Origin of the sequence: Actinomycetospora lutea (assembly GCF_028737205.1) — a bacterium.
Classification (GTDB): Bacteria; Actinomycetota; Actinomycetes; order Mycobacteriales; family Pseudonocardiaceae; genus Actinomycetospora; species Actinomycetospora lutea.
Map to the genome: position 1 here is coordinate 22,901 of NZ_JAQZAL010000017.1, position 23,365 is coordinate 46,265.

23 protein-coding genes are annotated in these 23,365 nt (G+C 75.2%); 14 read left to right on the forward strand and 9 right to left on the reverse strand.

Features of this window, described 5'->3' with window-relative positions; all coding sequences use genetic code 11:
* Positions 1-208 precede the first annotated feature (208 nt).
* A complete protein-coding gene (gene ctaC, locus PHK61_RS18890) occupies positions 209-1,111 on the forward strand; it encodes an aa3-type cytochrome oxidase subunit II (RefSeq protein WP_274282560.1) in 903 nt (300 codons plus the stop codon).
* A gap of 7 nt (positions 1,112-1,118) precedes the next feature.
* Positions 1,119-1,517 (forward strand): cytochrome c oxidase subunit 4, encoded by a 399-nt coding sequence (locus PHK61_RS18895; RefSeq protein WP_274282561.1) that lies wholly within the window; start codon positions 1,119-1,121, stop codon positions 1,515-1,517.
* A gap of 658 nt (positions 1,518-2,175) precedes the next feature.
* Here the strand turns inward: PHK61_RS18895 and qcrB are convergent.
* The 4 genes from qcrB to ctaE form a co-directional block, all read right to left on the reverse strand.
* Complete coding sequence (qcrB, locus tag PHK61_RS18900) at positions 2,176-3,852, reverse strand: cytochrome bc1 complex cytochrome b subunit (RefSeq protein ID WP_274282562.1); 1,677 nt, start codon at positions 3,850-3,852, stop codon at positions 2,176-2,178.
* Positions 3,849-4,946, reverse strand: coding sequence for a cytochrome bc1 complex Rieske iron-sulfur subunit (gene qcrA / locus PHK61_RS18905; RefSeq protein WP_274282680.1), 1,098 nt, complete (start codon positions 4,944-4,946; stop codon positions 3,849-3,851). Before qcrA ends, qcrB begins: the two co-directional genes overlap by 4 nt.
* Before the next feature lie 68 nt (positions 4,947-5,014).
* Positions 5,015-5,839 (reverse strand): cytochrome bc1 complex diheme cytochrome c subunit, encoded by an 825-nt coding sequence (gene qcrC, locus PHK61_RS18910; protein ID WP_274282563.1) that lies wholly within the window; start codon positions 5,837-5,839, stop codon positions 5,015-5,017.
* Between the two features lie 83 nt (positions 5,840-5,922).
* Positions 5,923-6,546, reverse strand: a complete 624-nt coding sequence (gene ctaE / locus PHK61_RS18915; RefSeq protein ID WP_274282564.1) for an aa3-type cytochrome oxidase subunit III — start codon at positions 6,544-6,546, stop codon at positions 5,923-5,925.
* 251 nt (positions 6,547-6,797) lie between these two features.
* Between ctaE and PHK61_RS18920 the strand changes: the two genes are divergently transcribed.
* Complete coding sequence (locus PHK61_RS18920) at positions 6,798-7,214, forward strand: response regulator (protein ID WP_274282565.1); 417 nt, start codon at positions 6,798-6,800, stop codon at positions 7,212-7,214.
* 2 nt (positions 7,215-7,216) lie between these two features.
* Positions 7,217-8,278, forward strand: a complete 1,062-nt coding sequence (gene trpD / locus PHK61_RS18925) for an anthranilate phosphoribosyltransferase (RefSeq protein ID WP_274282681.1) — start codon at positions 7,217-7,219, stop codon at positions 8,276-8,278.
* A gap of 28 nt (positions 8,279-8,306) precedes the next feature.
* On the opposite strand, the gene PHK61_RS18930 is transcribed toward trpD, so the two are convergent.
* Both PHK61_RS18930 and PHK61_RS18935 read right to left on the reverse strand, forming a co-directional pair.
* On the reverse strand, positions 8,307-8,585 hold the full coding sequence (locus PHK61_RS18930) for an Lrp/AsnC family transcriptional regulator (RefSeq protein ID WP_274282566.1): 279 nt from the start codon (positions 8,583-8,585) through the stop codon (positions 8,307-8,309).
* A gap of 41 nt (positions 8,586-8,626) precedes the next feature.
* Complete coding sequence (locus tag PHK61_RS18935; RefSeq protein ID WP_274282567.1) at positions 8,627-10,369, reverse strand: DEDD exonuclease domain-containing protein; 1,743 nt, start codon at positions 10,367-10,369, stop codon at positions 8,627-8,629.
* An 86-nt stretch (positions 10,370-10,455) separates the two neighbouring features.
* Between PHK61_RS18935 and PHK61_RS18940 the strand changes: the two genes are divergently transcribed.
* The 5 genes from PHK61_RS18940 (at position 10,456) to PHK61_RS18960 (ending at position 15,759) form a co-directional block, all read left to right on the forward strand.
* Complete coding sequence (locus PHK61_RS18940; RefSeq protein WP_274282568.1) at positions 10,456-11,910, forward strand: NYN domain-containing protein; 1,455 nt, start codon at positions 10,456-10,458, stop codon at positions 11,908-11,910.
* Between the two features lie 86 nt (positions 11,911-11,996).
* Positions 11,997-12,296: a hypothetical protein gene (locus PHK61_RS18945; protein ID WP_274282569.1), complete on the forward strand. Its 300-nt coding sequence runs from the start codon at positions 11,997-11,999 to the stop codon at positions 12,294-12,296.
* 256 nt (positions 12,297-12,552) lie between these two features.
* Positions 12,553-13,608 carry a C40 family peptidase gene (locus tag PHK61_RS18950; protein WP_274282570.1) on the forward strand — a complete coding sequence of 352 codons (1,056 nt, stop codon included), beginning with the start codon at positions 12,553-12,555 and terminating at the stop codon, positions 13,606-13,608.
* 59 nt (positions 13,609-13,667) lie between these two features.
* Positions 13,668-14,555, forward strand: coding sequence for an alpha/beta fold hydrolase (locus tag PHK61_RS18955; protein WP_274282571.1), 888 nt, complete (start codon positions 13,668-13,670; stop codon positions 14,553-14,555).
* A gap of 58 nt (positions 14,556-14,613) precedes the next feature.
* Complete coding sequence (locus tag PHK61_RS18960) at positions 14,614-15,759, forward strand: glycosyltransferase family 4 protein (RefSeq protein WP_274282572.1); 1,146 nt, start codon at positions 14,614-14,616, stop codon at positions 15,757-15,759.
* Between the two features lie 44 nt (positions 15,760-15,803).
* On the opposite strand, the gene PHK61_RS18965 is transcribed toward PHK61_RS18960, so the two are convergent.
* Positions 15,804-17,597, reverse strand: a complete 1,794-nt coding sequence (locus PHK61_RS18965) for an AMP-dependent synthetase/ligase (protein WP_274282573.1) — start codon at positions 17,595-17,597, stop codon at positions 15,804-15,806.
* 130 nt (positions 17,598-17,727) lie between these two features.
* Here PHK61_RS18965 and PHK61_RS18970 point away from each other — a divergent pair, with 130 nt between their 5' ends.
* The 5 genes from PHK61_RS18970 (at position 17,728) to PHK61_RS18990 (ending at position 21,859) form a co-directional block, all read left to right on the forward strand.
* On the forward strand, positions 17,728-18,123 hold the full coding sequence (locus PHK61_RS18970) for a polyketide cyclase / dehydrase and lipid transport (protein ID WP_274282574.1): 396 nt from the start codon (positions 17,728-17,730) through the stop codon (positions 18,121-18,123).
* A gap of 108 nt (positions 18,124-18,231) precedes the next feature.
* Positions 18,232-18,660: an SRPBCC family protein gene (locus PHK61_RS18975; RefSeq protein WP_274282575.1), complete on the forward strand. Its 429-nt coding sequence runs from the start codon at positions 18,232-18,234 to the stop codon at positions 18,658-18,660.
* A complete protein-coding gene (locus tag PHK61_RS18980; protein ID WP_274282576.1) occupies positions 18,661-19,893 on the forward strand; it encodes an ArsA family ATPase in 1,233 nt (410 codons plus the stop codon).
* Positions 19,890-20,903: a hypothetical protein gene (locus PHK61_RS18985; RefSeq protein WP_274282577.1), complete on the forward strand. Its 1,014-nt coding sequence runs from the start codon at positions 19,890-19,892 to the stop codon at positions 20,901-20,903. The genes PHK61_RS18980 and PHK61_RS18985 overlap by 4 nt, the downstream gene beginning before the upstream one ends.
* Positions 20,897-21,859 (forward strand): ROK family protein, encoded by a 963-nt coding sequence (locus PHK61_RS18990; protein WP_274282578.1) that lies wholly within the window; start codon positions 20,897-20,899, stop codon positions 21,857-21,859. Before PHK61_RS18985 ends, PHK61_RS18990 begins: the two co-directional genes overlap by 7 nt.
* Here PHK61_RS18990 and PHK61_RS18995 read toward each other — a convergent pair.
* A complete protein-coding gene (locus tag PHK61_RS18995; protein WP_274282579.1) occupies positions 21,856-22,446 on the reverse strand; it encodes a DUF308 domain-containing protein in 591 nt (196 codons plus the stop codon). The genes PHK61_RS18990 and PHK61_RS18995 overlap by 4 nt on opposite strands.
* Positions 22,443-23,261: an alpha/beta hydrolase gene (locus PHK61_RS19000; RefSeq protein ID WP_274282580.1), complete on the reverse strand. Its 819-nt coding sequence runs from the start codon at positions 23,259-23,261 to the stop codon at positions 22,443-22,445. Before PHK61_RS19000 ends, PHK61_RS18995 begins: the two co-directional genes overlap by 4 nt.
* Between the last annotated feature and the right edge of the window lie 104 nt (positions 23,262-23,365).

The following is a 23,365-nucleotide window of genomic DNA, read 5'->3' on the forward strand; positions in this document are numbered from 1 at the left end:
ACGCGGGGGACGCGCCGCGCCCCTCCGACAGCGCGTAGTGGCTGGCTCGGATAGTCTCCGGACCGACGTCGGGGCCCGGGTCCGCCGGGCCGCTCACCACGCCGGTGCCGGGCTGTACGACCAGCGCGGACGTGGTGGCACCGCCCGAGAAGGAAGGCAGCCAGCAGTGCGCCGAGATGGGACGCCGGTCCGGAGCCGCACCGGTCGCGTGCGCCGGGCCGTGGGCCTGGCCGTCGCGGCCGTCGCCGTGGCCGTGACCACCGCCGGCTGCTCCGTCGACGAGGTCCTGCGCTTCGGCTGGCCCGTCGGCGTGACGCCCGAGGCCACGCAGATGCGCACGCTGTGGACCTGGGCCGCGGTCGCCGCCCTCGTCGTCGGCGCCATCGTGTGGGGTCTGACGGCCTGGACCGTCGCGTTCCACCGCAAGAAGGCCGGCGCCTCGGACCTGCCGCGGCAGTTCCAGTACAACCTGCCGCTCGAGCTGGTGCTCACGGTCGTCCCGCTGATCATCGTCGCGGTGCTCTTCTACTTCACGGTCGTCGTGCAGAACGTGGTCGACCGCAACGCGGCCGGCAACGAACTCAAGATCGACGTCGTCGGGTTCCAGTGGAACTGGGAGTTCAGCTATCCCGAGACACCGGCACCGAACGGCGAACCGGCCTCGGTGATCGGCACGACGTCGCAGGTCCCGATCCTCGTGCTGCCGACCGATCGCCCGATCGCGTTCACCCAGCAATCGCAGGACGTCATCCACTCGTTCTGGGTGCCGGAGTTCCTGTTCAAGCGGGACGTCCTCCCGAACCCCGAGGAGAACGACCAGAAGAACACCTGGGTGATCGACCGGATCGAACGCCCCGGTGCCTTCGTCGGCCGGTGCGCGGAGTTCTGCGGCGCGTACCACTCGATGATGAACTTCGAGGTCCGCGCCCTGCCGCCGGACCAGTTCGAGCAGTTCCTGCGGCTGCGGGGGCAGGTCAACCCGCAGACCGGGCAGGGCTACACCACCGCCGACGCGCTGGCGACGATGAACTGCGGCGAGCTGTGCTCCCCGCTGTCGATCACGACGCCGCCGTACGACCAGAGCCCCACCTCGCAGATCGCCGTCAAGTGAGGACCCGATGAGAGTCGAATCCCGCATCTTCGAGATCCTCACCGTCTTCTGCTTCGTCTGCGCGATCGTCTACGGGATCCTGTCGGGCGAGGAGGTCGGCATCGTCGCCCTGACGCTGACCGGCGGCCTGACCCTCATCGTCGGCACCTACTTCCGCTTCGTGGCCCGACGCCTCGAGGAGCGCCCCGAGGACAACCCCGAGGCCGAGGTGTCCGACGGTGCCGGCGACCTGGGCTTCTTCAGCCCGGGCAGCTACTGGCCGCTCGCCGTCGCCGGCGGCACCGCCATGACCGGTCTGGGCATCGCCCTGTGGCAGTGGTGGCTGATCGTCCTGGCCGGCATCGGCCTCCTGATCGCCATCTGCGGCCTCGTCTTCGAGTACCACGCGGGCCCCGAGGCGCACTGACGCCCGCCCTCACGTCCCACGGCCCCGCTCCGCACTCGTCGGAGCGGGGCCGTGGTGCGTCTGGAGGCGTGCTGCGGGGGCCTGAGACGCGTTCTGCGGGGCCGGCGGGGTGCTCCCGTGGTCTCGGGGGTTCGGCTCTGGTCGGCGGGCGGGCCCGGGAGCGAACGGCGCGTTCGTGTCGTCGGGAGCGGGCTCGTGTGGCGCGAGAGGCACGTCCGGCAGGCCGGCGAGCTCGCTGATCATGCGGTGCTTGCCGGTCGGCGGGTGGTGATGCCTGGTGATGGCGCGCCGCGTCCCACGCCCGTGATCAGGAGCGCATGGTGCGCCGGGGCCAGCGTGCGTGGGCGTACGGCGTGCTCGCCCGGTGGTCGCTCGCGGCGTTGATCAGGAGGGCGAAAGGCACCGCGCGGGGCGGGCGGGAGGTGCTTTTCCGCCTGCTGATCTCGGGAGGCGGCGCGAGTGCGTGATCAGGAGCGCGTGGTGTGCCTGAGAGGCCCCTCCGGGGCGCACCACGTGCTCGTGATCAACGGGTGGCGGGGGGGCCACGCCCACTCCCATGCCAGCGATGCCGCATCGCTCGCACACACGGCAGCAGACGCACGACGGGCCGGGAGCGTCGAGGTGACGCTTCCCGGCCCGTCGTGGGTCGTGCGGGTGCCTACTCCTGGATGTCGCGCGGACGGCCGGCGTCCGGGCGACCCGCGAGCTCGCGGGTCTCGCCGGGCTCGACCTGCAGCGGGTCGCCGCCGCCGGCGCCGAGGGCGTCCTGCTCCTCGGCCGGGTCGGGACGGAACCAGCCGCCCTTGAGGGGCTGGCCGGCCGAGCCGAGGTCGTTCATGCGCTTGGGCACCTTGGCGCCCTGGTAGGCGAGCGGCACGGCGTGGCCGTGGTCGTCGACGCCGCCGAGGGGCTGGTGGACCTCGATGAACTCGCCGTGCGGCAGGCGCTTGATGTGCCCGGTCTCGATGCCGTGCTCGAGCACCTCGCGGTCGCTGCGCTGGAGGCCCAGGCAGATGCGGTAGGTCGCGAAGTACACGAGCGGCGGGCCCACGAGCAGACCGATGCGCCCGACCCACGTCATCACGTTCAGGGAGATGTCGAACGTGTAGGCGAAGATGTCGTTCCCGCAGGCCAGCAGCAGCCAGAAGTAGAAGAACATGGCCATCATGCCGGTCGCGGTGCGCACCGGGACGTCGCGCGGGCGCTGCAACAGGTTGTGGTGTGCCTCGTCGCCGGTGAGCTTGCGCTCGATCAGCGGATAGAGCGCCAGCAGCGTGGTGAGGATGCCCATCCCGATCACGGCCGGGAAGAAGATCGCCGGGATCGTGTACCGGCCGAACAGGTACATCTCCCACGACGGCCACAACCGGACCGCGCCGTCGAACACCGCCATGTACCAGTCGGGCTGGGAGCCCGCCGAGACCTGTGTCGGGTCGTACGGGCCGAGCTTCCAGATCGGGTTGATCTGGAACATGCCCGACATCATCGCCATCGCGCCGACCGACACGACCATGAAGCCGCCGGCCTTCGTGGCGAACGTCGGCAGGATGCGGACACCGACGACGTTGCGCTCGGTGCGCCCGGGGCCGGGGAACTGCGTGTGCTTCTGGAACCACACGAGCGCCACGTGCACCGCGATGACCGCGGTGATGATGCCGGGCAGCAGGAACACGTGGACGATGTAGAGGCGCGGGATGATGATCGTGCCCGGGAACTCGCCCCCGAGGATCGCCCAGTGCAGCCACGTCCCGATCACCGGGATCGAGAGCACGATCGCCGAGAGGCCGGTGCGCAGGCCCGTTCCGGAGAGCAGGTCGTCCGGCAGCGAGTAGCCGAGGAAGCCCTCGATCATGCCCGTGAGCAGCAGCACGACGCCGAGGATCCAGTTGGTCTCGCGCGGGCGGCGGAACGCTCCGGTGAAGAACGTCCGCATCATGTGCGCGATCATCGCGGCGACGAAGAGCAGTGCCGCCCAGTGGTGCACCTGGCGGATGAACAGGCCGCCGCGGACGTCCATCGAGATGTTGACGGTGGACTCGTAGGCCATCGACATCGTGACGCCCCGGAGGCCGGGGTAGGTGCCCTCGTAGGTGGTCTCCGCCATCGACGGGTCGTAGAAGACCCCCAGCCACGTGCCCGAGATCAGCAGCACGATGAAGCTGTACATCGCGACTTCGCCGAGCATGAAGGACCAGTGCGTCGGGAAGACCTTGTTGATCTGACGACGGATCGGGCCCGCGGGATGGACGCGGCTGTCGACCTCGTCGGCGGCGGTGCCGGCGAGCTTCATCGCCAGGCCACCGCCCTTGCGGGTGGGTGTGGTGATCGAGCTCATGAGTTCCGCTCCCAGAACGCCGGACCCACCGGTTCGATGAAGTCGCTGCGTGCGTACAGGTACCCCTGATCGTCCACCGTGATCGGTAGTTGCGCCAGTGGACGGGCAGCGGGGCCGAAGACCGGCTTGGCGTACTCGTTCGCCTGGAACTGCGACTGGTGGCAGGGGCAGAGGATGCGGTTCGTCTGGTCCTCGTACAGCGACGTGGGGCACCCCATGTGGCTGCAGATCTTCGAGTAGGCGAACAGCGTGCCGTAGTTGAAGTCCTCCTGACCCTCGCGCTTGATGACCGCGACGTTGGGCCGGAGGCGGATGAGCATGACCGGGGAGTCGGAGGAGCGCAGGACCTCCTTGAGGTGCTCCTCGTCCTCGCGGTCGGACTCGCGGAACGGGAAGACCGTCTCCATGGCGCCGGGCTCGAGGTCACCGGCCCGGACCAGGACCACGTCGGTCGGGACGCCGGAGTTCTTGCGCAGGTAGACGCGCTCGCCGTCCTTCGACTTCCAGTCCGTGACGAGCAGCGGCGAGTTCGGGCCCTCCTTCCACGGGTTCTTCACGAGGCCGCCGAACGCCGCGACGAGGACGCCGAGGCCCAGCACACCGCCGGCCGCGCCCATGGAGCGGTAGATCAGCTTGCGGCGCGAGAGCCCGCTCTGCTGCCCGGTCTGCACGAGACGCGCGGCGGCCGTGCGGCGATCGACCTCCGAGGAGCGCCCGTCGTGGCGCTGCTGGATCGTCAGGTCCTCGGGCAGCAGCTTCTTCGAGTACGCGATGACGCCCATGCCCACCGCGAAGACCGCCAGCCCGAAGGTGATGCCGATGATCGGGGTGTAGAGCGCGTAGACCCACGCGCCCTCCTCGGTGGGGGAGCGGTACTCCCAGGGCCACGCGATGAACGCGACGATGAACGCGATCCCCGAGATCAGCGCGATGATGAACCAGCCGGCGACCTGGCGCTCGGCGCGCTTCTCGGCGCGCGTCCCGGGGACCGGGAAGCGCTCGCGGGACGAGACGACCTCGATGTCGTCGATCTGGTTGCCCAGCCGGACGAGGTCGTCGGTGCTCATCTGCGCGAGCTCCTCGTCCGACGGGATGCGCGGGGTGGCGTCCGTCGGGTGGGGCTCGCTGGGCGCGTTGGCGCCGCGGTCGGCGGGGCGCGTGCTCACTGGCGGCTTCCGATCCAGAGGGAGATACCGATCAGGGCGGCGAGGCCGACGAAGAACGCCACGATGCCCTCGGGCACGGGGCCGAACCCGCCGAGGCCGTTGCCGCCCGGGTTCGCGCCGGTGTTGTTGCTCGACACCGACTTGATGTAGCCGATGATGTCGCGCTTCTCCTCGGGGGAGAGCTGTGAGTCCGCGAACGTCGGCATGTTCGCCGGGCCCGAGAGCATCGCGGCGTAGATCTGGCTCTCGTTCGCCGGGTCGAGGTTCGGGGCGAACTTGCCCGACGACAGCGCGCCGCCGCGACCGGTGAAGTTGTGGCACGAGGCGCAGTTGAGGCGGAACAGCTCGCCGCCGCGCCCGAGCTCCTCGCCGCGCAGCGCCTCGCCGCGCTCCTCGGGCAGCACCGGGCCGCCGCCGTTGGCCTGGATGTAGGCGCCGAGGGCGTCGACCTGGGCCTCGTCGTAGCGCGGGGGCTTGCGCTCCGCGGCCGCGCCCTGCGCGGCGAGCGGCATCCGGCCGGTGGAGACCTGGTAGTAGACCGAGGCCTCGCCGACACCGACGAGGCTCGGGCCGCGCCCCTCCACGCCCTGCAGATTGCTGCCGTGGCAGGTGATGCAGGAGTTGTCGTAGATCTGCTGGCCCTCACGGACGATCGCCGGGTCCGCCGCGATCGCCTGGTCCGGCTTCGGGGTGAACACGGTGTAGAGGCCGCCGACGGCGACCAGGGCCACGCCCAGCGCGAGCAGCCCGGACAGGCGACGGCGCATCTTGGATCCGCGCCGTGCCCGCGTGCGGGCGGGACGCGGCTTCTCGTCACTCATCGGGTGCCCAACCTCGAGCTCTCCTCGCCGTGGGTGGTGGTCCTGGCGGTCGTGCGGCGTGTCGTCGTGCGGGGTCGCCGCCATCAGCGGATGAAGTAGATGACGGCGAACAGGCCGATCCAGACGACGTCGACGAAGTGCCAGTAGTACGACACGACGATCGCGGCCGTGGCCTGCGCCGGGGTGAACCGGCTGAGGAACGTGCGGGCTATGAGCAGGATGAACGCGATCAGACCGCCCGTGACGTGCAGCGCGTGGAAACCGGTCGTGATGTAGAAGACCGACCCGTAGGAGCTGCTGGAGATCGTCGTCGCGTGCTCCGTGACCAGCGTGTGGTACTCGACGACCTGCCCGAGCACGAAGATCGTGCCCATCGCGAAGGTGATCGCGTACCAGCGCCGCAGGCCGAAGACGTCCCCGCGCTCGGCCGCGAACACGCCGTACTGGCACGTGAACGACGAGGCCACGAGGATGATCGTGTTGACCAGCGCGTACGGCACATCGAGCTCGGTGGGTTCCGGCGGCCAGCCCTCCGTCGCGTTCGCGCGCGCGACGAAGTACATGGCGAACAGCCCGGCGAAGAACATCAGCTCGCTGGAGAGCCAGATGATGGTCCCCACGCTCACGACGTTGGGCCGGTTGAGGGAGTGGATCCTCGCGCTGAAGGAAGGCGCCGGCGCACCCTGGGCGGTCGTCACGGGCGTCATGATGACACCTCCGGCCCACACGAGCCCGTCGGGGCGACGGCTCGTGGTGTCGCCGCCGTGTCGTCCCGCGGCGCCCGCCGCGGCGGCCCCCGGACCCGCGCCGACCTGCACCACCTCTCACCTGTGTGTTCTCCTACCCGCCGTCGTACGTCGGGGCGTCGTACCGATCCCGGCCCGTGTCGGCAGGTGGTCGTGACGCCGTGCGCCGCCCGCTAGCATCCGGGCATGCACGACACGGAGCGCAGCACCCGATGACGACACCGACCCCGACGCTCACGGTCGTCGTCATGAGCCACCGGCCGGAGGTCCGCGAGGCCATCGCCGGGGCCGTCGGGCGCCGGCCCGCCCCCGACCTCCCGCGCCTGCGCTTCGTGGAGGCCGGCAACGTCGCCGACGTGCTCGGCGCGGCCGACGCGGGCGAGATCGACCTCGCCGTGCTCGACGGCGAGGCGCAGCCCACCGGCGGGATGGGGGTCTGCCGCCAGCTCAAGAACGAGAGCGACGATCCGCCGCCGGTGATCGTCGTCGTGCGCCGCCGCGACGACCACTGGCTCGCGACGTGGTCGCAGGCCGACGCCGTCCTGGTGCAGCCGCTCGACCCGGTGACGGCGGCCGAGACCGTCGCCACCGTCCTGCGCGAGCGCGCCCTCCCCACCGTCAGCGGGTGACCGTGCCGGGCGGGGCCCCGAGCTGGCCCGGGCTCATCGGCCGCCTGCTCGCGGGCCAGGACCTCGCGGCCGACGAGACCGAGTGGGCGATGGACCAGGTGATGTCCGGCGAGGCGTCGCCCGCGCAGGTGGCCGGGTTCGTCGTGGCGCTGCGCGCGAAGGGGGAGACGGCCCCCGAGGTCGCCGGGCTCGCGACGGCGATGCTCGCCCACGCGCGGACGGTCGAGGTCCCGGGCCCGGTCGTCGACATCGTCGGCACCGGCGGCGACGGGGCCCACACGGTCAACATCTCCACCATGTCCGCCGTGGTGATGGCCGCGGCGGGCGCGCGCGTGGTCAAGCACGGCGGGCGCGCCGCGTCCTCGCAGAGCGGGTCGGTCGACGTCCTCGAGGCGCTCGGCGTCCCCGTCGACCTCGGCCCGGAGGCCGTCGCGCGCTGCGTCGACGAGGTGGGCATCGGCTTCTGCTTCGCGCAGGTGTTCCACCCCGCGATGCGCCACGCCGGCCCCGTGCGCGGGCAGCTCGGCGTCCCCACCGCGTTCAACCTGCTCGGGCCGCTGACCAACCCGGCCCGCCCGGGCGCGGCGCTCATCGGGTGCGCCGACGTGCGCTTCGCGCCGATCCTGGCCGAGGTGCTGGCCGCGCGCGGCGACCGCGCCGTGGTGGTGCGGGGCGACGACGGGCTGGACGAGGTCACCACCGCCACGACCACCACCGTCTGGCACGCGGGCCCCGGCGGGGTGCGTGTCGAGACCCTGGACCCGACGTCGCTCGGGGTGCCCGTCTCCGCGGCGGGCGACCTGCGGGGCGGCGACGCCGCGCACAACGCGACGGTGGCCCGCGCGGTGTTCGCGGGCGAGCACGGGCCGGTCCGCGACGCCGTGCTGCTCAACGCCGGCGCCGCGCTCGCCGCGTACGAGGAGGCCGTCACCGGGACGGCGATGACCGACCTGCACGAGGGCGTGGCGGCCGGGCAGCGCCGCGCCGCGCAGGCCGTCGACTCGGGCGCGGCGACCGCGCTGCTGGAGCGCTGGTCGGCCGTCGCCCGCGCCGTCCGGGGCTAGGTCCTCGAGGTCCTCGTCGGTCGAGCGGCTAGTCCAGCCCGACCGAGAAGGCCGAGGCGTCGTCGCGCGAGGAGTACGAGCGGAAGGCGATGTGGGTGGTCGTGCTCTGCACCCCCTCGACCTTGGACAGCCCGCCGGCGATCGCGTCGGCGAGCTGCTCGTGCTCGCGCACGCGGACCACGGCGACGAGGTCGACGTCGCCCGCGCAGGAGTAGACCTCGGTCACGCCGTCGAGGTCGGCGATGGCCTGCGCGGTCTCGGGGATGCGGTCGGCGTCGGCGTGGACCAGCACGAAAGCCGTGATCACGGGCGCTCCTCGGTGATCGGTGGGTGGTGCGCCCGGGCAGTCTAGGGCGGCTCGCCCGGCGCTCCGACGGGATCGCGGCGCGCCTCGCGGGCCCGACCCACCCAGCCGGCCCACGCCCCGGCGCCGAGCGCGGGCATCGCCCAGGGCGTCGTGGTGCGCACCATGCGCGTGCCGGGCTTCTCGAGCCACCGCGTGACCACCGCGACCTCCTCCGGCGGCGCGCCCCGCAGCGGCCCGTCACCGGGGACCACGGTCTCCGCCGACGCGACCAGCGCCTCGACCACCGGCATCGGCGGCACCCCGCGGCGCGCCCGCCCGGCACTCGCGAGGCGGCCGTGGCGCACGACGGCGAGATCCCACCCGCGGGCGCCGTCGGGGCGCGCGGCGATCATCTCGGGCGCACCCGCCACCGACGAGAGCCGCTGCACCCGCCCGAGCGCGGTCGCCAGGTCGGCGAGGCGGTCGCGGTGGGCGGCCGCGTCCTCGAAGCGCTCGGCGTCGGCGAGCGCGTCGAGCGTCGCCGAGAGCCGCCGCAGCCCGGTGTCGTCGGCGCCGCGGACGAGCGCGCGGGCGTCGGCGACGACGGGCCGGTAGGCCTCGACGTCCAGGTGACCGGCGCACGGCGCGCCGCAGCGTCCCATCTCGTGCAGGGCGCACGGCGTGCCCGAGGCCCCGCGCGCGGGGATGCGCTGGGTGCACGGGCGCAGCGGCAGCGCGTCCTGGAGCGCCGCGACCGCGTTGACGGCGTCCGGGCGGCGCCCGAACGGCCCGACCGCGTCCGCGCGGGGCGTGCGGACGACCGACAGCCGCGGGAAGGGCTCGTCGGTGAGCGCCACCCACCAGCCGCGGTGGGGGAAGCGCGAGCGGCGGTTGTAGCGCGGCGCGTGCCCGGCGAGCAGGCGCAGCTCGCGGACCTCGGCCTCCAGCGCGGTGGAGCAGACGACCCAGTCGACCCGCTCGACCAGGCCGATCATCTCCTTCATGCGCGCCCGCTTGTCGCCGCCGGTGAAGTAGGAGCGCACGCGTCGTCGCAGGTCGCGGCTGGTGCCGACGTAGAGCACCTCGTCGCCGGGCCCGCGGAACAGGTACACGCCGGGCTCCTCGGGCACGGCGTCGGCGAGGTGGCGCTTGGCGCGCTGGGCGGGGCTGACCTCGACCTGCAGCGCCAGGAGGTCCTCGAGGGTCGAGACGCCGCGGCTGCCGACGCGCTCGAGCAGGCCGTGCAGGACGTCGACGGTGGCCTGGGCGTCGTCGAGGGCGCGGTGGATCGGGCGCGTGCGCGCGTGGAAGAGGGTCGCCAGCGCCGAGAGCCGGCAGGACGGCGCCTCGTCGCGGGTGAGCACGCGGCTGCCCAGCCGGGCCGTGCACACGACCGCGGGACGCGCCCACGGCGGGCCGTGGCGCCGGCAGGCCGCGCGGAGGTGGCCGATGTCGAACGGGGCGTTGTGGGCGACGAGCACCGCGCCCGCGCAGAACTCCAGGAACGCGCCGAGCACGGCCGGCAGGCGCGGGGCGTCGCGCACCATCGCGGTGGTGATCCCGGTGAGCGAGACGATCTGCGGGGGGACCGCGACCCCCGGGTCGACGAGGGTGGCGAACTCGCCGACGACCTCGCCGCCCCGCACCTTGACCGCCCCGATCTCGGTGATCGCGTCCGAGTCGGGCGGCCCGCCCGTCGTCTCCAGGTCGAGCACCACGAACGTGACCGCCGAGAGCGGCGTGCCGAGCTCGCCGAACGAGAGCTGGGGGTCCGGGCCGGTGACCGGACGGGCGGGGGCGTCCATCGCCGGCGGACGCTAGGCGCGACCCCCGACAGCCCCGGCGACGACGGTCGGCCCGGGTCGTCGCGTCGGGTCTAGCCTGACCGGTCATGGAGGAGGGGGCCGCCGAGCCGGACGACGTCGCGGCCGCCTGCTCGTCGCCGTCGCCCGAGGTCGCCGAGGTGCCGGAAACGCCGTCGGAAACGCCGTCGGAGACGCCGTCCGAGACGTCGTCGGGGGAGCCGGACGAGGACGTCGCCGCCCGGTCCGCGGTGCGGGTCCGCCTGCTCGAGGCCGCCCCGGAGACGGTGCGCGCGAAGGTCGCCGAGCTGGTCGCGGTCGCGGTCGGGAACCTGCCCGTCGCCGACCTCCCGCCCCCGGTCCGCCCGGTGGCCCGGTTCGCCCCCGCGAAGCGGGCCCGGGCCGGCGCGGGCCCGCTGCTGGGGGCGCTCGGCAGCACGGCGGGGTTCGCCACGCTCGTCGTCGACTGGTGGACCGAGGAGCGCCCGGCGGACTGGCGGCCCCCGGTGCCCGACCCGGTGCACGCCGCGGCCGTCGCGGTGCTCGAGGGCCGCGAGGAGGGCTCGGGGCTGGTCCGCGACCTCGGGGAGCGTGCGGACGCGGGGCGGGCGCGCGCCGAACGGGACGCCGCGGTCGCCCGTGCCGACCGCCTCGAGGCCGAGGTGCGCCGTGTGACCGCCGAGCTCGACCGGGCCCGCACCGCCGTCGAGACGGCGACGGAGGGCAGCCGCGACGAGGTCGCCAAGCTGCGCGCGCGACTGCGCGAGCAGGGCACCCGGGTGCGGCGCGCCGAGGACGAGGCCGCCGAGCTGCGAGCCGCCCGGGAGGCCGGCGACGGCGGCCTGCGCGCCGAGCTGGAGGAGCTGCGCCGCGACCGGGACCGCCAGCGCGAGCTCGCCGCCGCCGCCGAGGACCGCGCCCGGCGCGCCGCGGACGACCTGGCGAACGCCCGGCGTGCCTCGGTCGAGGCCCGCCGCGCCGACGACGCGCGGCTCGCGCTGCTCGTCGACACGGTCGCGGGTGCCGCGGAGGGCCTGCGCCAGGAGCTCGGGCTGCGCGCGGGGGACACCGGGGCGCGGCCGGCCGAGCTGGTCGGCGCCGGGTCCGGGTCGGCGCCCAAGGCCCGCGTCACCGACCCCGCCGCGCTGGACCGGCTGCTCGCGCTGCCCGAGGTGCACCTGGTCGTCGACGGCTACAACGTCACCAAGACCGGCTGGCCGGAGCTGTCCCTGGCCGTCCAGCGCGAGCGGCTCGTGGCGGCGCTCGCCCCGCTCACCGCGCGCACGGGCGCGGAGACGACGCTCGTGTTCGACGGGGCGGGCATCACCGGGGTGCCCACGCACTCGGTGCGCGGGGTGCGGGTGCTGTTCAGCGACCCCGGGGTGCTCGCGGACGACCTCATCCGCTCGCTGGTCGGCGCCGAGCCGGAGGGGCGCCCGCTGGTCGTGGTGACCTCGGACCGCGCGGTGGTCGACTCGGTGCGCCGCCAGGGCGCCCACCCCGTGCCCTCGAGCGTCCTGCTGACCCGGCTCTCACGCATCTGACCTGGGGACACCCGGCGTTGTCGGGGGTCGCTCCTAGCGTGCACCGCACCACCCCGGACCGGCCGGGGCGACGCTCGGAGGCCCCGATGCTGATCGACTGCGACACCTGCACCGTCCGCGACGTGGCGTGCCACGACTGCGTGGTCGGCGTGCTGCTCGGCACGCCCACGGTCCCGGCGGGCGGCGACGGAGCGGTCCGCCCCTCCGACGCCGCGCCCGGCGGGCCGCTGCCCCTCGAGTTCGGCCCCGTCGAGCAGCGGGCGCTCGAGGTCCTGGCCGACCACGGCCTGATCCCGCGGCTGCGGCTCGTGCCGCCCACCCCGCAGGCGCCGCCACGGACGCGGTCGGGGGGTCCGGCCGCGCGCCGCGCCCGGGGGGTCGGGTGAGCGCAGGCCGCCGTCGGCGCGTCGGACCCGCCGCCGCCCGGGCGCCCGCCGTTCGGAGCCGGTCGGTGCAGGGCGCCGCTGACGCATCGGTAGGGTTCGCTCACCCGCGAGGCGCCGGTGGCGCCGCGGGCTCCGGATCGTGGCCGTCGGGGGCCGACGCGTCCGGCGCAGGGGCGGTGCTCGAGGGCCGCCCGCGGCGCCGGGAGTGCGGTCGGGCCGGGCAGCGCAGAGAGGACCCGACGGGACCGTGGTCGCGGTGGCCAGTACCCGACGCCGCATCGTCCGGGCGCTGGGCGCGGGTGTCGTCACCGCGCTCGTGGCGGTACTGCTCGCGACCGGGCTCGCCGCCGCCCCGCCCGCCGCGGCCGACCCCATCGTCCCGCCCGGAGCCTCCGACGCCGTCACCGCGCTCGCCGCGGCCAACGCCCGCGCGGCCGACGCCACGGAGGCGTCGCTGGACGCCGAGGAGCAGCTGCGGGTGCGCCGCGGGGAGGCCGACCGCACGCGGCGCGACGCCCGGGCGGCCCGCGGGGTCGCCGACTCCGCGCGCGGCGAGCGCGACCGCGCGTTCGTCGACGTCGACCGGATCTCCCGCGCCGCCTACCAGGGCGGGCAGCTCGACGCGCTGGCCGCGGTGCTGGGCAGCGAGTCGCCGCAGGCCTACCTCGAGCGCACCACCCTGCTCGACACGATCTCCACCGAGAACCGCGCCGTCGTCCAGCGCTTCCTCGACGCCACCGCCGCGGCCGAGTCCGCCGAGCGCGACGCCGAGGCCCGCGCGCTCGACGCCGACCGGTCGGCCTCCGACGCGGCGCGCACCGCCGAGGACGCGCGGCGCCGCCAGGCCGACGCCGACCGCGAGGTCGCCGCGGCCGAACGCGCCCTGGAGGACGCCTCGCCCGCGACGCTGGGCGCGCTGCGCCGCGGGGGCACCACCGACTTCCCCACGAACATCCCGGGCTCGGGGATCGCGATCGAGGCGCTGCGGGTCGCGCTGACCCAGCAGGGCAAGCCCTACCTGTGGGGCGCCACCGGCCCGAGCACCTACGACTGCTCGGGGCTCGTGCAGTGGGCGTACCGCCAGGTCGGGGTGGGGCTGCCGCGGGTGAGCCGGCAGCAGGCGCTGGTCGGCATCCCGGTGTCGATGCAGGACGCCCGCCCCGGCGACCTGCTGTTCTTCAACAACCCCGTCACCCACGTCGGGTTCTACGTCGGCGACGGCAAGTTCCTCGAGGCCCCGCAGTCCGGCGACGTCGTCAAGGTCTCCGACGTCCGCTCCAGCCTCAGCGGCGTCCGGCGCATCGCGCTCTGAGACGCGGTCCGGGACGCCCGATTGACACGGTGGTGGTCCACACCACAGTCTCCGCACCCATGAGCGCCGCGCGAACGATCACCGTCCCCCACCTCGGCTCCTCGCACATCGGGTACGCGCTCAGCGAGCCCTTCGACGAGACGCTCCCGACGCTCGTCATGGTCAACTCGTTCACCACGTCGACCGACCTCTACGTCCCGCAGTTCCACGACGAGGAGCTCGGCCGGACCGCGAACCTGCTCGCGGTCGAGCCGTACGGCCACGGCAGCACCCGCGCCGGGTACGCCGACTTCACCTACTGGGACAGCGCCGCCGCCGCGCTGCAGGTGCTCGACGCCCTCGGCATCGAGCGGGCGTTCGTCCTCGGGACCTCGCAGGGCGGCTGGATCGCCGCCCGGATGGCCCTGCTCGCCCCGGACGTCGTCCAGGGCATCGTCCTGCTGGGCACCTCGATGGACTTCGAGAGCCCGCGCAGCCGCGAGCTCGGGTGCTGGGACGGCATCGCGTTCCTCTCGCCGGCGATCGAGGCCCTCGCCGAGCCCGTCGGCGACGGCTGGGTGATCCCGGTCGAACTCGTCGACGCGGTGCTCGCCGAGGGGCTCGGCGCGGAGGTGGACGAGGAGACCCGCTCGTTCTGGCACACCGTCCACCAGCAGAACTACACCGGCGACGCCGGGCGCCGCCGCCTCCGGACGTCCTCGATCAACCTGCGGGACCGCGACGGGCTGCACGGCCGCCTCGACGAGATCCGCTGCCCGGTGCTCTGGCTGCACGGCACGGCGGACCCGGTGTACTCGGTGCCCAACGCCCAGGACGAGATCGGCCGGTTCACCCGCTCCCCGCACGCCGAGCTGCGGATCGTCGAGGGCGGCCAGCACTTCCTGAGCGCGTCGCACCCCGAGGTCGTCGACGCGGCGACCGTCGAGTTCATCGGCCGCTGGGTGTAGTCCGCCTCCGCGAACGGCCGGTGCCGGCCGTCCGGGGTGCCCGTGCGAGGCTCCGGCGGTGGCGCGCACGCTGCTGGTCACCAACGACTTCCCGCCCCGCCCGGGCGGCATCCAGTCCTACCTGCACGCGCTCGCCACGCACCTGCCGTCCGACGAGCTGGTGGTCCTCGCGTCCACCTGGAAGCGCACCGACGACGCCCGCGACGCGTGCCGGCGCTTCGACGCCGAGCAGCCGTTCGAGGTCCACCGCCTGCCGACCACGATGATGCTGCCGACCCCGGACGCGACCCGCCGGGCCGCGGAGCTGGTCCGCGCCCACGGCGCGCGCACCGTGTGGTTCGGCGCGGCGGCACCCCTGGGCCTCATGGCGCCGGCGCTGCGGCGCGCCGGTGCGGAGCGCGTGCTCGCGAGCACCCACGGCCACGAGGTCGGGTGGTCGATGCTCCCGGGGAGCCGCCAGCTCCTGGCGCGCATCGGGCACGACAGCGACGTCGTGACGACGGTCAGCAAGTACACGCGCGGGCGGATCGCGCCGGCGCTCGGGCCCGACGCCGCCCTCGAGCCGCTGCCGTCGGGGATCGACACCGAGCGGTTCCGCCCCGACCCCGGCGGGCGTGCGGAGATCCGGCGCCGCCACGGGCTGGGGGAGCGGCCGGTGGTGGGGTGCGTGTCCCGCCTGGTGCGCCGCAAGGGCCAGGACGTGCTGATCGGGGCGCTCCCGCGCCTGCGCCGGGCCGTGCCGGGCGCGGCGCTGCTGATCGCCGGCGACGGGCCCGACCGCGACCGCCTGCGCCGTCTCGCGCGCCGCCACGACGTCGCCGACCACGTGGTGTTCACCGGTCCGATGACCCCCGACGAGGTGCCCGCGCACCACGCCGCGGCCGACGTCTCCGCGCTGCCGTGCCGGACGCTGGGCGGGGGCCTCGACGTCGAGGGGCTGGGCATCGTGCTGCTCGAGGCCCAGGCGTGCGGCGTGCCGGTGGTCGCCGGCCGGTCGGGCGGCGCGCCCGAGACCGTGCGGCCCGGGGAGACCGGGCGCCTGGTCGACGGGCGCGCCACCGCCGACGTCGCCGACACCCTCGCCGGCCTCCTCGCCGCGCCCGACACCGCCCGCGCGATGGGCGAGGCGGGCCGGCGCTGGATGCGCGCCGACTGGACGTGGGACGCCCGCGCCGCCCGCCTGCGCTCCCTCGCCACCGGCTGAGCCGCCGGACGCACCCGGGCGAGTGCCCTCGCCCGGGTGGTCGGTCAGCGCTGGTAGACGGCCTCGATGTCGTCGGCGCGCTTCTCGGCGATGACGTTGCGCTTGAGCTTCATCGTCGGCGTGAGCTCGCCGCTCTCCTCGGTGAAGTCGGTGCCGAGGATGCGCCACTGGCGGATCGCCTCGGCGCGCGAGACGGCCCGGTTCGCGTCGTCGATCGCGGCCGAGATCTCCGACTGGATGTCCGGGTCGTCGGCGAGGGCGGCCGGGTCGGAGGAGTCCTTGCCGTGCTCGGTGCTCCAGCCCGGCAGGGCCTCGGCGTCGAGGGTGATCAGCGCGCCGATGTAGGGGCGGTTGTCGCCGACCACGAGCGCCTGGCTGACGAGGCGGTGGGCGCGCACCCGGTCCTCGAGCACCGCGGGGGCGACGTTCTTGCCGCCGGCGGTGACGATCAGCTCCTTCTTGCGCCCCGTGATCGAGAGGTAGCCGTCCTCGTCGAGGCTGCCGAGGTCGCCGGTGTGGAACCAGCCGTCGACGATCGACGAGGCCGTCGCCTCCGCGTTGTTCCAGTAGCCGCGGAACACCACGTCGCCCTTGGCGAGGACCTCGCCGTCCTCGGCGATGCCGATCGTGATGCCGGGGATGGCCTTGCCGACGGTGCCGACCTTGATCGCCCCGTTGGGGTTCGCCGTGATCGCCGCGCTGGTCTCGGTCAGGCCGTAGCCCTCGTGGATCGGGACGCCGACGCCGCGGAAGAAGTGTCCGATGCGGGCGCCGAGCGCGGAGCCGCCGGAGACCGCGCCGATCACCTTGCCGCCGAGCGCGGCGCGGAGCTTGCCGTACACGAGCTTGTCGAACAGCGCGTGCTGCAGCCGCAGGGCGATGCCGGGCCCGCCGTCGTCGAGCGACTTCGAGTAGTTGACCGCGGTGGTCTCGGCGATGTCGAAGATCCGGCCCTTGCCCTCGCTGTGGGCCTTGGCCTTCGCGCCGTTGTAGACCTTCTCGAACACGCGCGGCACCGAGAGCAGGAAGTCCGGCTGGAAGCGCGGCAGCTCGGCGGTCAGCTTCTTCGTGTCGGCGAAGTGGCCGATCGTGTAGCGGTACTCCTGGGCGGCGCACTGGATGACGCGGGCGAAGATGTGCGCCAGCGGCAGGAACAGCAGCGTGCTGTTGCCGGGCTGCATGAGGTCGCCGAACGTGTCGGCGACGGCGCGGACCTCGAACAGCAGGTTGCGGTGGGTGATCTCGCAGCCCTTGGGGCGCCCGGTGGTGCCCGAGGTGTAGATGAGGGTCGCGAGGTCGTCGGCGTGCACCGCGGTGCGCCGCTCCTCGAGCGTCGCGTCGTCCACCCCGGCGCCGCCCTCGCGCAGCTCGTCGATCGCGCCGGCGCTGCCCTCGATCTGCCACACGTACGCGAGCTCGGGGAGCTTCTCGCGCAGCGCCTCGACGATGCCGCGGTGCTCGTCGGACTCGATGACCACGCCGCGCGCGCCCGAGTCGGAGAGGCACCACTCGACCTGGTCGGACGAGGACGTCTCGTAGATCGGCAGCGTGACGGCGCCCGCGGCCCAGAGCGCGTAGTCCACGAGCGTCCACTCGTAGCGGGTCTTCGAGATCAGCCCCACCCGGTCGCCGGGCTGCAGGCCGGCGGCGATGAAGCCCTTGGCCACGGCGGCGACCTCGTCGCGGAAGGCCGCGAACGTGACGGGCTGCCACGCGTCCTGGGCCAGGCGCCGGTAGGCGACGTCGCCGCCGTGCGCCTCGGCGTTGGCCCACGGCGCGGACGTGAGGTTGTCGTCGTCGGCGACCTTGCCGACAGCCGGCTCCGTGTACTGCTGCATCTGTCACCTCTCCGCCGCGCCTCACTGCGTCGGCTGTGACCATAGTCGCGGGGACTACCTCCGGGTAGCCGGACAATCCGCCCAACGGCGGCGCCGGCACGGGACCGGTCGAGCCTGTCAGGCTGGGTGTGTGGCGACCGTCGACGTGGTGGACGAGACCTTCCTCGCCGTGCCGCCCGGGCGGCTGGCGCCCGAGTTCGCCGACCCGGGGGCGTGGCGCCGGCTCTGGCCGGACCTGGAGCTGCGGGTCTTCGCCGACCGCGGTGAGAAGGGCGTGCGCTGGAGCGTCGTCGGCGACGCGTGGCGGGGCAGCATGGAGGTCTGGCTCGAGGCCGTCGGGGACGGCACGGTGCTGCACTGGTTCCTGCGCGTCGACCCGGTCGGCGAGGCGCTGCCGCGGCGCGCCGCGACGCGGGAGGCCGTGCGGCGCCAGCGGGCGGCGAAGGCGCTGGCGTTCGGGCTCAAGGACCGGCTCGAGGCGGGCCGCCCGCCGGGCGTGCCGCCCGCGCAGTGGCACCGGTCCTGAGGGCCCGCTCACCTCGCCGCCGCCGGGTGGGAGCCCGATCACGCGCCGTCGCTCGTGGTCGCACCGGGCGTGCCCGCCCCGTCGGGCGCGGCGGTAACCTCTCGCGCCATGGCCGACGAGTCGACCCAATCCATCACGATCGCGGCGCCGGCCTCCGACGTGCTCGGGGTCATCGCCGACTTCGAGGCCTACCCCGAGTGGGCGGACTCGATCACGTCGGCGACGGTGCTGACGCACGACGACGAGGGGCGTCCCGAGCAGGTCCGGTTCAACCTGGACGCCGGACCGATCAAGGACACCTACGTGCTGGCCTACGACTGGGTGGACGACGGCGTCACCTGGGACCTCGTGTCCGGGCAGATGCAGCGCTCGCAGCGGGGCCGCTACCGGGTCGCCGACGGCGGCGACAGCACCGAGGTGACGTACACCCTCTCGGTGGATCTCGCTGTGCCGCTGCCCGGCCTCCTCAAGCGGCGGGCCGAGAAGCGCATCATGGACCAGGCGCTGACCGGGCTGAAGCGTCGCGTGGAGGGCTGAGTGCGGGTCCTGCTGTTCACCGGCAAGGGCGGGGTCGGGAAGACGACCACGGCGGCCGCGACGGCCGTGGCGCTCGCGCGCGGCGGGCGCAAGGTGCTCGCCCTCTCGGCCGACCCCGCGCACTCGCTGGGTGACGCGCTCGCCACCCGCCTCGACGGCAGCCCCCGCGAGATCGCCCCCGAGCTCTACCCCGGGCTCTTCGCCGCCCACATCGACACCCGCGCGCTCGTCGACGACGCGTGGGAGCCGCTGCGCACGCAGCTGCGCACGCTGCTCGCGGGCGCGGGCGTCGACGAGATGGTCGCCGACGAGCTGACCGTGCTGCCCGGCGTCGAGGAGCTGCTCGCCCTCGAGGACGTGCGCCGCGCGACGATCGACGGGCCCTGGGAGGTCGTCGTCGTCGACTGCGGGCCGACCGCCGAGACCCTGCGCCTGCTGGCCCTGCCCGACGCCCTGGGCACCTACCTCGAGCGGCTCTTCCCGACCCACCGGCGCGCCGTGCGCGGCGTGCTGGCCGGTCTCGCCGGCAGCAGCACCACGGTCGCGAAGTGGGACGCCGCCGCGGCGTCGCTGTCGCGGCTCGCCGAGCAGCTCGCGGGCCTGCGTGACCTCCTCGCCGACCACCGCACGACGACGATCCGGCTCGTGCTGACCCCGGAGCGGGTCGTGGCGGCCGAGACGCGCCGCACCCTGACCGCCCTGGCGCTGCACGGGCTGCATGTCGACGGGATGGTCGCGAACCGGCTGGTGCCCGACGCCGGCAAGGGTCGCGGCGAGGCCGCGGCCTGGGTGCGTGCCCGGCGCGAGGACCAGGAGGCCGTGCTGGCCGACCTCGCCGGCGCGGGCGGCGACGTCCCGGTCCGGCGGGTGCCGCACAGCGCGGGCGAGCCGGTCGGCGTCGACGCGCTCGCCGAGCTCGCCGACACCCTCTACGGCGACGACGACCCGCTCGACGGCCCCGACGGCCGCGCGCTCGTCGCCGTGCGCCGCACCGCCGGGGTCGGGACGGCCCCGGACAGCGAGTTCGTGCTCGACCTGCACGTCGCGGGCATCGGCGACGCCGACGTCGACCTGGCGCGGATCGGCGACGAGCTCGCCGTCACCGTCGACGGCCGCCGCCGGGCGGTCGCGCTGCCGCCGGTGCTGCGCCGCTGCGAGGTCACCGGCGCCGACCTGGACGACGACCTGCTGTCGGTGGTCTTCCGCCCGGACCCCGCGGTGTGGATGCGGTGAACACGCCGGGCGGAGGGGCGGGGGACGCCGGGCGCGCCGCGCAGGAGCGCCTGACCGAGGAGGCCCGCGCGACGGCGTCGGCCCTGATCGACTGGCTCTCCACCCGCGTCGAGACGGCATCGGCGGGGTCGCACAGGACGCACGGCGCGCCCGGGTCCCCGGGCCCGACCCGGACCGGACGGGCGCGGCTCGGCATGCGGCCGCCGCAGAGCCCCGGACCGTGCTCGTGGTGCCCGGTCTGCGCGCTCGTCGCGGCGCTGCGGGGCGAGCAGCCGGAGCTGACCGCCCGCCTCGCCGAGCAGGCCTCGGGACTGATGATGCTGCTGAGGCTGATGGTGCAGACCCACCAGGACCCCGCGCACGGCCACCACGCCCACACCACGCCCGCGCCACCGGCTCCGCCCGCGCCGCCCCCGCCGCCCACGCCGCCGGCGTCCGGCGAGGGCCCGCCCGCGGGCTGGCCGGCCGAGTGGGGCGCGTGGGACGGGTGGGGCGCGACGCCGCCGCGCCCCGAGACCGGCGCCGGCGTGCCCGCGGGCGGCGACGCGCCGGCCGGGGCCCCCGACGCCCCCGCGGCGCCCCGCGCGTCGGCGCGCTCCCGCCGACCCGGCGCTCGCGGCGACGATCGCGGCCGACAGCAGGGCCCCGCGGGTGGACCGGCGGGCCGGCGGGTGCCGGTCCGCCGGGCATCGCCCCGCTCCGCGGCCTTCCGCGACGCGGGGGGCGGGACCGGGACCTCGGCGACCGTGCCGCCCGCCACGGACGGGGCGACGGACGGGGCGACGACCGGGCCGGACGCGGCCGGGACGGTCCCGGCGAGCCCGGCGGCCACGACGACCCCTCCCACGACGACCCCGACCACGCCGGACGCGGCCGGGGCGTCCCCGAGCAGCGGCGCGGCGCGGCCGTCGGTGCAGCGGATCGCGATCCGCCGCCCCGAGCGCGAGGGCCGGCGCGCGTCGGGCCAGGACCGTTCCCCGGGCCCGCCCGACGGTCACGCGTCGTGCTGACCGTCGGCGTCGACATCGGCGGCACGTCGGTGCGCGCCGCGGTGGTGGACGCCGACGGGACGGTGATCGCCGACGTGAGCGCGGCGCCGACCCCGGACCGCGCCGGCGAGCTGGACGACACCGTCGCCGAGCTCGTCGGCGGGCTCGCCGCGCGCCACGAGATCGCCGCGGTCGGGCTCGCGGTCGCCGGGTTCGTCGACCCCGACAAGCGCACCGTGGCGTTCGGGGCGCACCTGCCGTGGCGCGGCGACCCCGTGGTCGACCGGCTCGGCGAGCGCCTCGGTGTGCCCGTGGTGCTCGAGCACGACGCGAACGCCGCGGGCCTCGCCGAGCACCGGGTCGGCGCGGCGGCCGGCGCGTCGGTGGCCGTGCTCGTGGCCCTGGGCACCGGCATCGGGGCGGCGCTGCTCGTCGACGGCGTCGTGTTCCGCGGCGCGCACGGCGTGGCCCCGGAGCTCGGGCACCTCACCGTCGTCCGGGGCGGGCGTCCGTGCCCGTGCGGCAAGCGCGGCTGCCTGGAGCGCTACTGCAGCGGCACCGCGCTGGGGCGCTCGGCGGAGGAGCTCGTCGCCGCGTCCGAGGACTTCTCGGTGCTGCGGGCGAGCTGGGAGCGCGCCGAGCCGATCACCGGGCGGGACGTCGCCCACGCCGCCGAGGCGGGCGACGCGCTGGCCCGCCGGGTGGTGGACGAGTTCGCCGAGTGGCTGGGGCAGGCCCTCGCGCTGGTCGCCGACGTGTTCGACCCCGACGTGGTGGTGATCGGCGGCGAGGTCTCGGCGTCGGCACCCCTCTACCTGGACCGCGCGCGGCGGCGCTACGCCGAGGAGGTCACCGGCGGCGGGCACCGTCGGATGGCCGAGGTCCGCCCGGCGGCGCTGGGCGGGCGCGCCGGGATCATCGGCGCGGCCCTCGACGCCCGCGAGCGGGCGGCACGCTCCGGGACGGCGGGTCCTTAGAGGATCGCCCCGTCGTCCGGCCCGTCCTCGGGCTCGCGGTGGCGGCGCAGCCCGAACACGAGCCAGCCCAGCCCCGCGGTCATCGCGAGCAGGCCGGGCACGATGCCCAGCCCGACCGGCCCGCCGAGCAGGCCGGGCACGGCGAGCAGCACGACCCCGACGACGAGCAGCGCGAGGCCGAGCAGGCTGCTCAGACCGAGGCGGGGCAGCGGCGGCGGCTCCGGCGGGACGTAGTGCTCGTCCTCCGGGGGCGTCGGCGGCGTGTGGCGACGGGGACCGCCGGCGCCGGGGTCGACCCGCGGGCGCACCGCGGGGCTCGGCGCGTCCGGGGCCGGCGGCGAGGGCCGCTGCCCGCGCGGCGGCGTCGCGGTGCCCAGGCCCGAGGACGGCTGGTCGTCGGTACTGGCCCGCGGCGCCTCCGGTGCCCCGGGCTCCTCGTCCGGCCAGCGCGGGGCGCCGTCGGCCGCCCAGTCGGCGACGATCGAGGCGAAGGCGGCGTCGACGTCCTCGGGCAGGTCGGGGCGCCGGCCGGTCGGGTCGGGGCGGACCCCGTCGGGGCCGGTGGCGTCGGGGTCGGGCGCGGTCATGCGGTGGTCCCTGAGGTGGAGCCGGCGGGGTTCGTCACGCGGTCTCCGCCGGAGCGGGCGGCGTGCACGCGGCGGACGAACGCCACGCTGTCGGTGAAGATGCGGGGCGCGTCGTTGTCGAGCGTCGCGACGTGGTGGCTCTCGTGCAGGACCACGTCGGTGACGTCGTCGGACCCGACCCCCTCGAGGACGAGGGTGCTGTTGACCGGCTCCACGACGTGGTCGGTGGGCGAGCGGAACAGCAGGACGGGGCAGCGCACCCGGCCGAGGTCGGAGCGCACGAGCCGCCACAGGGCGGTCAGCGACACCGCCGCGCGGGTGGGCAGCCGGTCGTAGGCCAGCTCGGTGGCGCCGGGCTTCTTGATGTCGTTGGCGACGCCGGGCACCCAGGGCACGACCCACTGGATGTACGGGGCGACCAGGGCGTCCTTGCGCAGCGTCGTCACCGACGGGTTGACCAGCGCGATGCCCGCGAGGTCGGCGCCGCGCTCCTGCGCGAGGCGCAGCGTCAGCGTCCCGCCCATCGACTGGCCGAACACGAACACCGAGCGGTACTCGCGGCGCAGGTCGTCGACGGCGTGCTCGACCTCGGCGTACCAGTCGGGCCAGCGGGTGCGGTTGAGGTCCTGCCAGCGCGTGCCGTGCCCGGGCAGCCGGGGCCCGCGCACGCCGATGCCCTCGGCGGCCAGGTGCTCGCCCCACGCCCGCATGCTCTGCGGCGTGCCGGTGAGCCCGTGGCTGAGCACGACCCCGATCTCGCGCGCTCCGTCGCCGGGATCGGAGGCGAAGGGCTCGGCTCCGGGCAACACGGGCACGGGGTCCTCCGGGCGCCGGACGGCGCGGCGTCGGGCCGCCACGGGGGCGGGGGAGCGGTCGGGATCCCTATCGTGGCATGTCCCACACGGTCGGGTCACGCGCC

Bases quoted from the DNA above. Each gene is read 5' to 3' on its own strand.
- PHK61_RS18920 (WP_274282565.1), top strand. From the start codon at position 6,798: ATGACGACACCGACCCCGACGCTCACGGTCGTCGTCATGAGCCACCGG.
- qcrC (WP_274282563.1), bottom strand. From the start codon at position 5,839: ATGAGTGACGAGAAGCCGCGTCCCGCCCGCACGCGGGCACGGCGCGGA.
- qcrB (WP_274282562.1), bottom strand. From the start codon at position 3,852: ATGAGCTCGATCACCACACCCACCCGCAAGGGCGGTGGCCTGGCGATG.
- PHK61_RS18975 (WP_274282575.1), top strand. From the start codon at position 18,232: ATGGCCGACGAGTCGACCCAATCCATCACGATCGCGGCGCCGGCCTCC.
- PHK61_RS18945 (WP_274282569.1), top strand. From the start codon at position 11,997: ATGCTGATCGACTGCGACACCTGCACCGTCCGCGACGTGGCGTGCCAC.
- PHK61_RS18995 (WP_274282579.1), bottom strand. From the start codon at position 22,446: ATGACCGCGCCCGACCCCGACGCCACCGGCCCCGACGGGGTCCGCCCC.
- PHK61_RS18935 (WP_274282567.1), bottom strand. From the start codon at position 10,369: ATGGACGCCCCCGCCCGTCCGGTCACCGGCCCGGACCCCCAGCTCTCG.
- PHK61_RS18965 (WP_274282573.1), bottom strand. From the start codon at position 17,597: ATGCAGCAGTACACGGAGCCGGCTGTCGGCAAGGTCGCCGACGACGAC.
- PHK61_RS18895 (WP_274282561.1), top strand. From the start codon at position 1,119: ATGAGAGTCGAATCCCGCATCTTCGAGATCCTCACCGTCTTCTGCTTC.
- PHK61_RS18955 (WP_274282571.1), top strand. From the start codon at position 13,668: ATGAGCGCCGCGCGAACGATCACCGTCCCCCACCTCGGCTCCTCGCAC.
- PHK61_RS18940 (WP_274282568.1), top strand. From the start codon at position 10,456: ATGGAGGAGGGGGCCGCCGAGCCGGACGACGTCGCGGCCGCCTGCTCG.
- ctaE (WP_274282564.1), bottom strand. From the start codon at position 6,546: ATGACGCCCGTGACGACCGCCCAGGGTGCGCCGGCGCCTTCCTTCAGC.